This window comes from Actibacterium sp. (genome assembly GCF_041584535.1).
GTDB lineage: Bacteria > Pseudomonadota > Alphaproteobacteria > Rhodobacterales > Rhodobacteraceae > Actibacterium_D.
Map to the genome: position 1 here is coordinate 1 of NZ_JBFHDW010000071.1, position 10,194 is coordinate 10,194.

Below are 10,194 nucleotides of genomic sequence, written 5' to 3' on the forward strand. Positions count from 1 at the left end.
ACATCAGGATCGAGCGCCCGGCTGACACTGCGGGGCCAAGGTGGCTGAGCAGGTGGTTGGGCAGGATCAGATGGCCCATGGCGCCGGTCAACTGGTCGCGGGTGACCTGAATGTTGCGGATCGACTGGCGTTTGACCTGTTCGGCATAGACTTCCATCGGGACCGGCATCGCGCCATAATATTCCGACTGGGCCAGCGCATCCAGCGCCCGGGCCTTGCCGTTATCGGTCAGTTGATAGCCCATCTCGTTGCCCGAGTTGGCGTGCAGGGTGCCGGTGGCCTCGACCAGTTTTTGCGCGCGGGCAAGGTCGATCAGTTCTTGTGTGACCGGCACCGGCAGGCAGATCGCCTGCGCAATCGCCGAGACGTTTTCGACGTTCTTGCGAAAGATCGTTTTCAATACGATGTCGCGCATCATCACCATCGGCAGGCGCATCTCTTCCAGAGTGCGCGGCGCGGGCGGGGCGATGACAGTGGTTGCCTGCATGTTCATGGTCGGGCCTCAATCCGGATCAGTCCGGACTGTCATACCGCGGCGGTATGGCAAGATTTGGGCGCGGGGCAGGGGGTTTCGTGGCGGCTTAGATCAGCGCCAGAACCAGATACAGGAACAGGGATGCCCCCAGCGCCAGACCCATCGGGAAATCCTTGCGCTCCCACGATTCCCAGCCCGGCGCGGTGTTGCGCAGGGCCGGTATGCGGCGCACGATCCGGTGCAGGGCAAAGGTCGCGATCAGCACGGCGGCGAACAGGATGGCGAATTCGCCGGTATCCTCGCGGGCGATGAACGGCGCCATGGCAGCGGCGAATTTTGCGTCACCGGCCCCGATCATGCCGATCATGTTCATCAGGAAACCAAGCAACAGGATCGCCACCAGATGCGCATAGCGCCACAGGTAGACGTCCATCGGCAGGGCAAAGAAGCCGACCAGCACGAACACCGCAACCAGCGCCATCACCGCCTTGTTGGGGATCAGCATGGTTTTCATGTCGCTCCACGCCACCCACAGGGTGATTGGCGTGATAAAGGGCAGGAACCAAAGGGCGGTTGTGACGGTCGTGCTGCTCATACCGGGACTCAGATGCCGACGTTGGATTCAAGCGCCCGCAACGAGCGCACGGCGGCCTCGAAATGCTGCGGATGGGTGTCGATCGCGTCTTCCAGCAGGCCTTGGCCGATCGCCACGTCGCCCTGTTTGATCGCGCTCAGCGCCATCGTATACAGCAGCTGCGCGTGTTCGATCTGGGTCATCTCGATCACCGGCATCTGATAATTCCGCTGCGCGCCACGGGCCAGAACAAGGTTGTTCTTGGCGGTGAACAGCGAATTGTCATAGCCGATGGCCTCGATGAACAGGCGCTCGGCCTCGGCGAAATCGCCGCGCGTCAGCTTGGAATAGCCCCAGTTGTTCAGAACACCCGACGGGCGGGTGGTTAGGCCCGCGGCGGTTTCATAGAAACTGTCGGCCTTGTCCCATTCCTGATTGCTGTCGGCGACCATGGCCTCAAGACGATAGCGTTTGTAGGTCTCAAAGGTCGGCGGCACCTTGTCCAGAACGGTCTCGGCCTTGTCCCAGTTCCCGGCCCGGATCAGCGCATCGGCGTAATCGACCTGATCGTCATTGGTGGATTCGGGGTGTTTCACCACCTTGGCCCAAGCGGCGGCACCTTCGGTGCTTTGCTTGGCCCGGATCAGCGACCGGGCCAGCCCGCGTTGCAGGTCAATGCGATCGGGCTGTTCGGCAAGGGCGGTTTTGAAATAACTCACGGCCTCGGCGGGATCAGCGACCGACAACATGATGTCGTTCAGGCTGCTTTCGTCCGAGGTGATAACGTCCTGAATTGCGCGGTCGACTTCTTCCTGCGATTTGGTGGTATCACACCCACCAAGCGCCAGCGCGCCGCCAACGCACAGGGATACAAAGAAAAGGTGGCGCATTTTTGCGTCCTTTTTGCTGCTCTGTCCTCATGGTGTCGGAAGAAGAAGGTAACGCCCGTCGCCTCGCCGAACCAAATCGAAATTATTCTTATTAGCTTCATAATACGCAGGGTTTTCGGATTTTGCGATAGCCAAGCGAAGATTTTCGCGGATTTGGTCCGAATTGCCACTGTCCAGCGCAAAGGCGATCTGGAACACGCGTTTTGCCTCGCCGGTTTGGCCGGTCTCCATCAAGACCGCGCCCAGATTATTCCAGGCCGGGACGAATTTCTCATCCTTTTCAATGGCTTCTCGAAGCAGAGTTTCCGCCTGACCCAAACGTCCCAGTTTCAGGTTCACCGACCCCAGCGCCGTCAGCACATCCGCCGTCAGCCCCAGTTCGCCGCCGGCGCGCAGATAGGCCCGCAAAGCCAGATCATATTCGCCCGCCGCCATCAGGCGATGACCGACGATCAGGCCGTCCACGGCTTCGGTGATTTCAGGGGTTCCGGGGGGCGGTTCCAGCCCCTCGTAAATGGGATCAGGGCCGCCCGTCGTCTGACAGGCGGCCACGAGACACGCGAAAACAAAAGGAAGCAGTCGGTTCAGCATCAACGCCTTATCTGGACATAATGTCACCCATCTGGGCCACACGATACACGGCCGGTCCGATCAGGATAACCAAAAGCGGCGGCACCGTGAACAGCATCGTGCCAAGTGTCAGCTTGGTCGGCAACTTATTTGCCTTTTCTTCGGCGCGCATCACGCGTTTGTCACGCATCTCGGCCGCATAGACCCGCAGCGAGTCCGCGATCGAGGTGCCGAAGGTCGCCGACTGAACCAGCACGGTGACAAAGGCCGACACGTCATTCACACCACAGCGTTCGCCCATGTCTTTCAGGACCTGAACCTTGTCCTTACCGGCTTTCATCTCGTGGCTGACGATTTCGTATTCCTCGGCCAGCGCCGGGAAACCGGGGCGGATTTCACGGGCAACGCGGACGATTGACTGATCCAGCGATTGTCCGGCTTCGACGCAGACCAGCATCATGTCCAGACTGTCGGGAAAGCCGTTGATGATCTCTTCCTGACGCGATTGCACCCGGCGTTCGATCCAGTATTTCGGCAGGTAATACCCAACCCCGCCCGGAATGAGGATCGACAGGATCAGCCCCTGCGTTTCCATGCCGCCCTTGGCGGTTGAGGTGATGATGGCATAAAGCACGCCCAGCATCAGAAAGCCGATGCCCAAGGCGAACTGGGCAAAGTGGAACGCCCGCACCGACGATTTCGAGCGATAGCCGGCGCGCATCAGTTTCAGGCGGGCGGCGGACAGATCCTCGGCGTCTTGCGGTTCGAGGAAGTTGGCGAACTTATCCAGCTTCTCGGCCGATTTCGACGTGTGCCGCAGCGCCTTTTCCGACTTCTCCTTGCCCGTTTGCTTGGACGCGGCGGTGCGGCTTTGCGATTTCAGACGGTCCAGCGGATCGACGCTTTTCTTCAGAAAGATCGGCAGCGTGGCGATGATGAAGATCACGCCGACAAAGCCCAGTGCGTAAAGCGGTCCCAGTTCACCAAAGCGGCTGGTCAGCATCTCGTTGATTGTGTGCAGAAAACCCATTGCCCTAACCCCTTACACCTTGATGTTGACCATGATCTTCATGAAGACAAAGTTGATCGCCAGACAAACCCCCACGGCCAGGGCAAGCGGAATGAACAGCGCAGTGTCCTTCACTTCGTCGTAATAGTCGGGCTTGAGAATGCTCAGGCCGATGATGACCACGATCGGAAAGGCCGACAGGAACATGCCCGACCATTTCGATTCCGCGGTGATGGCTTTGACCCGACGAAACAGTTTGAACCGGGCGCGGATCACCTTGGCCAGACCTTCCAGAATCTCGGCAAGGTTGCCGCCCGATTGCTGTTGAATGGTCACGGCCACGGCGAGAAAGCGCAAATCCTGCATATCCATGCGTTCGGCCAGATCTTTCAGGCTTTCGGAAATGTCGCGGCCATAGGCGGCCTCGTCCGAGATCATGCCGAATTCCGACCCCAGCGGGTCAGCGACCTCTTTCGCGACAATCGCCACGGCCGAGCTGAACGGATGCCCAACGCGCAGGCTGCGGACCATCAGTTCGACGGCCTCGGGCAGTTGCTCTTCGATCATGCTCAGGCGTTTGTTGGCCTTTTTCGCCACCCAGAAATATACGCCGCCGACGCCCATCACCACCGAAACCAGCGCCCGCAGCGGGGCCGCTGCCCCGGTGCCGATGGTCAGACCCATGAAGGCCATCGCGGTCAGCAGCACCATCACCATGATCAACTGGCGCGGGGTAAAGGCAATGTTGGCCTTTTGCGCCTTGTCGGCCAGCAGCGAATACAAGGGAATGCTGCCGGCATTCATATGCTGGCTCATTTCCTTGCGCAGTTGTTCCAGAACTTCCTCGCGGCCGGCACCTTTTTCCAGCATGTCCAAGCGGCGGTTGACGCGGCTGTTCAGGCTGATGGATTTGCCGAAAACGGTCAGATACAGGCCTTCGACCAGTGCCAGAACACCGACGAAAATCAGGATATAAATAAGTGGTTCTGCACTGAGGCCCATAATCGTTACTCCGCTGCGATCGGTTCGAACAGGCTGGCGGGCAGGTTATACCCCCACTGACGGAACCGTTCGGAATAGTGAGACCGCACGCCGGTGGCGTTAAAGCGGCCGATGATTTTTCCATCGGGGGCAAGGCCAAGGCGCTCGTAGCGGAAAATTTCCTGCATCGAGATCACGTCGCCCTCCATCCCGGTAATTTCGGTGATCGACACCATGCGGCGCGAGCCATCCTGAAGGCGGCTGGCCTGCACGATCAGGTTCACAGCCGAGGCAATCTGGCTGCGCACCGCTTTCAGCGGCATTTCGATCCCGGCCATGGCGATCATGTTTTCCAGACGGCTGACCCCGTCGCGGGCGCTGTTGGCGTGGATCGTGGTCATCGACCCGTCGTGGCCGGTGTTCATGGCCTGCAACATGTCGATCACTTCCTCGCCGCGGGTTTCGCCGACGATGATCCGGTCCGGGCGCATCCGCAGCGCGTTGCGCAAACAATCGCGCTGACTGACCGCGCCCTTGCCTTCGACGTTGGCGGGGCGGCTTTCCATCCGGCCGACATGGGTCTGTTGCAGCTGAAGTTCAGCAGTGTCTTCGATGGTCAGAATACGTTCCGAGTTGTCGATGAAAGACGACAGCGCGTTCAGCGTCGTGGTTTTCCCCGAGCCGGTGCCGCCCGACACGATGACATTCAGACGACAGGCGACGGCGGCCTGCAAATAGATTGCCATTTCCTCGGTAAAAGCGCCGAACCTGACCAGATCGTCAATCGCCAGCTTTTCCTTTTTGAATTTCCGGATCGACACCAGCGACCCGTCCACCGCGATCGGCGGCACCATGGCGTTGAAACGCGAGCCATCGGCAAGACGGGCGTCAACATAGGGGTTCGATTCATCGACGCGGCGGCCAACGGCGGTCACGATCTTGTCGATGATCCGCAGCAGGTGCTTTTCATCCTTGAAGGTAATGTCGGTCAGTTCCAGCTTGCCTTCGCGTTCGACAAAGATCTGTTGCGGGCCGTTCACCAGAATATCGTTGACGGTGTCGTCTTGCAGAAGCACTTCCAACGGGCCGAGGCCCATGACTTCGTTGAACAAATCCAGATGCAGGCTGGCGCGTTCTTCCTTGTTCAGGACAACGCCCATCTCGACCAGCGCCTCGCCCGAGATCGCCTGAATTTCGGCTTTCAGATCGGATTCGGTGGCGTGTTCAAGGGCGGCAAGGTTCAGGTTTTCCAGCAGGCGCTTGTGCAGTTCAACCTTGATCTCGCCCATGCGCTCTTTGCGTTTACGTTCCTTTTCGACGGGCGCAGCCGCCGCCGGGGGGGCGGGCTTGCGCGCGGCGGGTGCTGTCGACGCACGGGCAACCGTCGGACGGGCAGCCGCGGCGGCTGCCTGAGCGGCTTGTTCCCCTGCGGGGGCGCCTTGTTTTTTATAGCGAGAGAACATCAATAGCTCCTGGCGGCGTTCGTTTAGGCGGTGCGGGCGTTGATCTGGGCGTGTTCGACCAGCGATTTGGCCAGCTTCTGAATTTCCTTGCGCAGCGGCAGCTTAGCCGCGGATTCCGACAGCGGCATGCCGTGGTCGCTGGCTTGAACCACCGGTTTGCCGCCCTCGGGCAGTTGCAGCTCGATTTCGATGTCCAGATTTTCCGCCATCCGCTTGACGCGGCTTTTGCCGGTCAGATCGGTAAAGCGCGGCGCGCGGTTCAGCACATAGCGCAGTTTTTCATAGGGCAGGTCCTCGCTTTTCAGGGCGCGGATCAGCCGCAGCGCATTCTGGGCCGAGCGCATATCCAGCTCCAGCACCCCGAAATAGACATGTGCCTGATTCAAAACGGTTTCGGTCCAAGCCACCAAGGTCTTGGGCATGTCGATCACCACAAAGTCGAACTGACGACGCGCGGCTTCGATCAGGGCGATGATGTCATCGGGGGCAAGAATATCCAGCGGCAGCATATCTGCCGGGGCGGTCAGCACATGCAGCTTGTCGTTATAGGTCAACAGCGCCTGATGGAACGCTTCATCATCCATCGAGGCCACGTCCGACAGCAATTCATACACCGCCTCGCGGCGCGGCAGGTCCAGATAGGTCGAGGCCGAGCCGAATTGCAGATCAAAGTCCAGCAAGCAGACCTTGGGCGAAGAATCCTTGCCGACATTGGCCAGTTCCCAAGCCAGGTTCACCGCCAGGGTCGAGGCGCCAACGCCGCCCGCCAGGCCGTGGATCGGCAGAACGATGCCTTCGTGATCGACCCGGCTGCCGGTCGCGGTGCGATGCAGCGGGACCGCGCCCTGCGCGGTCTGGGCGGCGACCGGTGCCGCCGGCGGTTTGCGCAGGTTCTCGATCGCTTCGTGAAGCGAACCCTCGGGCAGCGGGTAGGGGACAAACGTGTCGGCACCCAGCCGCAGCAATTGATGCAGGGCCATGGGGCTGACTTCTTCGGTGATCAGGATCACATGAATCTGAGCTTCTTTCGCGGCGCGGACCAGTTCACCGATGGTGGTCATCTGATCCTCGTCCCGGTCATCGACCGCAATCGCGATGAATTCCAGCTCCGCAGCTTCGGGTTGCGCCAGAAAAGCCGCCGCATCAGCGAACGACAGATCGCCCCAGCTTTCGCCCAGTTCTGTTTCCATATCTTCGATCAACAGATCGAAATTCTGAACATCACGCGAGACGGTGCAGGCAATGATTTTTGCAGGGTCTTGCTGCAATGCTGCGCTACTCGACATCGTTACATTCCTTCATTTGTTCGGCGCCATACGAAACGCTGATATTTCAACGATTTAAATGGTGCCCCAGACGCGACTCTGCGGCCGCGCTCACTTCTGCCTTTCTGAAACGATGGAGGTAAATCTGGGCAACATTACGGCTGAATTTCCGTAATTGTTTGGATTTCAGATAAAAGGGCGGACCAATTTGGCCCGCCCTTTTTCGTCAATAAACCATGGGTTGCGCTTAGCGTTCTTCTTTCGCAGCATCCGGGTTGTTCTCAACCGTGACGCCCGGAACTTCCTCATAGGCGCTGCGGACATATTCGTCATAGATGAACAGGGCGTATTTGCCGTCCAGTTCCTGATCGCGGGGTTTGATAAAGCCCGAAACCTCGGTCACGGTGCGCCGGTTGGCGCGCTCGCGGCCCTCGGTCACGATCAGCGGCTGGGTTTCGCCGTAGGACACCAGCGCCTCTAGCCGATCTTTCGAGATCCCTTGCGAGACCAGATAGGCAACCACGGTGCGGGCGCGGCGCAGGCCCAGCGACTTGTTATAGGCATCCGAGCCGACCTTGTCGGTGTGGCCATAGACGCGGAACGTCACCTGCGGATATTGCGCGATCCATTCGGCCTGCTGGCGCAGCGCCTCTTGGGCGGCGACATCAAGATCGGATTTGTTGAACTCGAAATTGACGGTGCTGGGCACTTCGTCGGCAAAGCGTCGCGACAGGTTGATGATGGCGGTGCGTTCACCGGTCATCACCTGCACGTTGTTCATCGTCGCCTGACCAAAGTCCTTGGTGTCCAGCGCCTCGCCGGCGGGCGAGTAGAAATCGATGACGTTCCCCGGGGTGCAAGCCCCCAGCGCCAACAGGGCGGTTGCCGAAAGCAGGGCGATTTTGGTCCGCATCGTTTCTTACTCCATCACATAGCCGTAAGAGCCCGAGAAATCCTGCCGGGCGACTTCGCCCGCGGCGCCGGTTTTCGGACGTTTGTTGGCCGAGACCTTGCCGTTCAGGAACAGCTCGTTCTCGGTCGGCGGACGCACCCGGTCGGTCGGCAGGGCAAAGGCCTCGCCGGTGGTCGGGGTGACAAGATGGGCCGAGATGATGATCACCAGTTCAGTCTGGTTGCGCTGATAGCTGGAGCTGCGGAACAGCGCGCCCAGGATCGGCACATCGCCCAGCCACGGGATCTGGCCCGCATCCGAGGTAAAGTCATCTTTCAGAAGGCCCGCGATGGCAAAGCTTTCGCCGTCATGCATTTCAACCGTGGTTTCGGTCGAGCGGGTCGAGAAGCCCGAGATCGACAGCGTGCCGTCCTTATAGGAAACGGTCGGGTCGATGCCGCTGACTTCGGCTTTCATTTCAAGGTTGATGTTCTTGCCGACAACGCGCGGGGTAAAATCAAGGCTGATCCCGAATTCCTTGAACTCGACGCTGGTGTTGCCGTTGTCATCCACAACCGGCACCGGATATTCGCCACCGGCCAGGAAATGCGCCCGCTGACCGGAGAGGGCGGTCAGGTTCGGCTCGGCCAGAGTGCGAACAAATCCTTTTGTTTCAAGGGCTTCAAGCAGCATAGCGAATTCCAGCCCGCCAACCCCGAAGCCCAGCGAGAACACGCCGGCGGATTCTTCGGTGCGCGACACATTCGTGGTGCTGTCGCCATCGAACAGGTTCACAAGGTTGTCACCCTCGATATAGGTGCCGCTGCCGGAAACGGTCGAGAAGTTGCCGCCGGTTGTGCCGATGGCAACGCTGGACGACAGGCTTTTGCGGACCGAGCGGTTCATTTCGGCAAAGCGGACCTTCAGCATGACCTGCTGGCTGCCGCCGACGGTCATCAGGTTCGACACCCGCGAGGGCGCGTAACGCTGCGCCAGATCCAGCGCCCGGTCGACAACCGCGATCGACGAGACCAGCCCCGACAGCACGATGCCGTCATTGGCGGGGCGGACCTCGATCCGTTCGCCGGGCAGAACCTCGCGCAGGCGTTCTTTCAATTCACTGACATCGGCGGTGACCCGAACATCGACATTGGTGATCAGCCGCCCATCGGGGCCAAGCAGGGTCAAGGTCGTCAGGCCGGGCTGTTTGCCCAGAACGTAGATCGTTCGATCCGACAATGTGGAAATATCTGCGATCGACGGGTTCGCGATCGACAATTCTGCAAAGACTACGTCGCTTTCGATGACGACGGCCCGGTTCATCGGGACATTCAGCTGGCTGTTGGTGCCGCCTTCCATCACACGAAGTGTTTCCGCCGCAGCGCCAGTGACGCTTGTTGCAGAAACGGCCGCGCCGATCAGCGCCGCTGTTAAGAGCGTTCTAATTTTCATGTGATCCTGCCTCTCCGATCACGCCTCAATTCGGGTCTTGTCTGCCCATTTCAAATCAGAATGCGACATTTCTTGATTTTTTGCAAGAATCAAGCGCTTGGAACCTGAGTCTTATGTGGATAAGTGGCAAGTCCCTGCCGGTTGAAACGGAAATGGCGCGGTTTCCTTCGGGTGGAAACCGCGCCATCACGTTGATTTCGCCGGGCTTAGTTGGTGCAGGGGATCGGAATTTCGACCACATCGGCGCCACGGCGGGTCCGAATGGTGCAGACCTCTTTTTCGGGGGCTTCGGCAACGTCTTCGTCAGCGAGGCCCAGCAATTGCCGCTGATCGACCTCGACGCCCGAGGAAATCGTTTCATCCTGCGCGCCAACCAGCGACAGCGACAATTTCCCGCTGGATTGGGCCTGTGCCAGCGACGCCACCTGGGTGGGTGATACTTCGACAGTGACGGTGCGGGCGATGACCGGGCTATAGCGGTCTTCATCTGCGGTCTGGTCGATGGCGATCAGGCGGACATTGGCCTCGATCAGCTTGGTCACCTGTTTTTTCTGCCGCGCCAGACCGACAGTGCCGGACCAATAGACATCGACCCGGTCACCCGGCCGCAAAAAGCCCGACAC

The 10,194-nt window shown here is 59.6% G+C and carries 10 protein-coding genes and 1 pseudogene; all 11 read right to left on the minus strand.

What is annotated here, in order from left to right; all coding sequences use genetic code 11:
- Nucleotides 1-493 (minus strand): annotated as a pseudogene (locus ABYW26_RS05340) (ATPase); the annotation flags it as partial.
- An 88-nt stretch (nucleotides 494-581) separates the two neighbouring features.
- The gene (locus ABYW26_RS05345; protein WP_372603757.1) at nucleotides 582-1,070 is read right to left on the minus strand and encodes a prepilin peptidase; all 489 of its coding nucleotides are present in this window, start codon (nucleotides 1,068-1,070) and stop codon (nucleotides 582-584) included.
- An 8-nt stretch (nucleotides 1,071-1,078) separates the two neighbouring features.
- Complete coding sequence (locus ABYW26_RS05350) at nucleotides 1,079-1,939, minus strand: tetratricopeptide repeat protein (RefSeq protein WP_372603758.1); 861 nt, start codon at nucleotides 1,937-1,939, stop codon at nucleotides 1,079-1,081.
- A 27-nt stretch (nucleotides 1,940-1,966) separates the two neighbouring features.
- Nucleotides 1,967-2,527 carry a tetratricopeptide repeat protein gene (locus ABYW26_RS05355; RefSeq protein ID WP_372603766.1) on the minus strand — a complete coding sequence of 187 codons (561 nt, stop codon included), beginning with the start codon at nucleotides 2,525-2,527 and terminating at the stop codon, nucleotides 1,967-1,969.
- A 10-nt stretch (nucleotides 2,528-2,537) separates the two neighbouring features.
- On the minus strand, nucleotides 2,538-3,539 hold the full coding sequence (locus tag ABYW26_RS05360; RefSeq protein WP_372603759.1) for a type II secretion system F family protein: 1,002 nt from the start codon (nucleotides 3,537-3,539) through the stop codon (nucleotides 2,538-2,540).
- A 12-nt stretch (nucleotides 3,540-3,551) separates the two neighbouring features.
- On the minus strand, nucleotides 3,552-4,520 hold the full coding sequence (locus ABYW26_RS05365; RefSeq protein ID WP_372603760.1) for a type II secretion system F family protein: 969 nt from the start codon (nucleotides 4,518-4,520) through the stop codon (nucleotides 3,552-3,554).
- A gap of 5 nt (nucleotides 4,521-4,525) precedes the next feature.
- Nucleotides 4,526-5,962: a CpaF family protein gene (locus ABYW26_RS05370; RefSeq protein WP_372603761.1), complete on the minus strand. Its 1,437-nt coding sequence runs from the start codon at nucleotides 5,960-5,962 to the stop codon at nucleotides 4,526-4,528.
- A gap of 23 nt (nucleotides 5,963-5,985) precedes the next feature.
- Nucleotides 5,986-7,248 (minus strand): CpaE family protein, encoded by a 1,263-nt coding sequence (locus ABYW26_RS05375; RefSeq protein WP_372603762.1) that lies wholly within the window; start codon nucleotides 7,246-7,248, stop codon nucleotides 5,986-5,988.
- Nucleotides 7,249-7,474: 226 nt separating this feature from the next.
- Nucleotides 7,475-8,140, minus strand: a complete 666-nt coding sequence (locus ABYW26_RS05380) for an OmpA family protein (protein WP_372603763.1) — start codon at nucleotides 8,138-8,140, stop codon at nucleotides 7,475-7,477.
- 6 nt (nucleotides 8,141-8,146) lie between these two features.
- A complete protein-coding gene (locus ABYW26_RS05385) occupies nucleotides 8,147-9,571 on the minus strand; it encodes a type II and III secretion system protein family protein (RefSeq protein WP_372603764.1) in 1,425 nt (474 codons plus the stop codon).
- Between the two features lie 206 nt (nucleotides 9,572-9,777).
- A partial coding sequence (gene cpaB / locus ABYW26_RS05390) for a Flp pilus assembly protein CpaB (RefSeq protein ID WP_372603765.1) occupies nucleotides 9,778-10,194 on the minus strand: 417 nt, incomplete at its 5' end.